The 526-nt window shown below is 64.8% G+C and carries 1 protein-coding gene; it reads right to left on the bottom strand.

Going from position 1 to position 526, the window contains the following annotated elements; genetic code table 11:
* Nucleotides 1–232: 232 nt before the first annotated feature.
* The gene (locus tag CFN78_RS28425) at nucleotides 233–511 is read right to left on the bottom strand and encodes an HPr family phosphocarrier protein (RefSeq protein WP_094866387.1); all 279 of its coding nucleotides are present in this window, start codon (nucleotides 509–511) and stop codon (nucleotides 233–235) included.
* Between the last annotated feature and the right edge of the window lie 15 nt (nucleotides 512–526).

Genomic DNA, 526 nt, shown 5'->3' with positions numbered 1-526 from the left:
TTCGGTGATGCCCACGGCGACTCTCCCTTCCAGATGGAGTGGGAGTACCTGCTGTTCACGGCGAAGAAGGCCAAGTAGATCCCCCAACCAGGTAGCAGTAAGTGTCGTTATGGACGTCCATAACGACACTTGCTGCTACCTGCATGGGCAAGAAGGGGCTTAAACGCCAGCGGCCGCCGTCGGGCGTTTCCCGGGAAGGGAAGGCCCGACGGCGGCCGCTGAGGCTGGCGCGCTACTCGGCGTCGTGATCCGTTTCCAGGATCTGGACCAGGTGGTTCAGCGCATCGTCCGCGCCGTCGCCCTCTGCGCGGAGGACTACCACGTCGCCGTGCGAGGCGCCCAGGCTCATGAGGGACAGGATGCTGGCAGCATCCATGGCCTCGTCCGCCGGCTCGCCTTCACGGGCGATGGTGATGTCCAGGTCGTATTCTCCCGCGGCCTCGGCAAAGATGGCGGCGGGGCGGGCGTGCAGGCCTACTCGGGTGGCGACGGTTGCGGTGCGTTCTGGCATTGTTGCTCCTTTTGT

This window comes from Amycolatopsis antarctica (genome assembly GCF_002262875.1).
Classification (GTDB): domain Bacteria; phylum Actinomycetota; class Actinomycetes; order Mycobacteriales; family Pseudonocardiaceae; genus Amycolatopsis; species Amycolatopsis antarctica.
The sequence above is the reverse complement of the archived record's forward strand: the minus strand, read 5'-3'. Positions and strand labels throughout refer to the sequence as shown.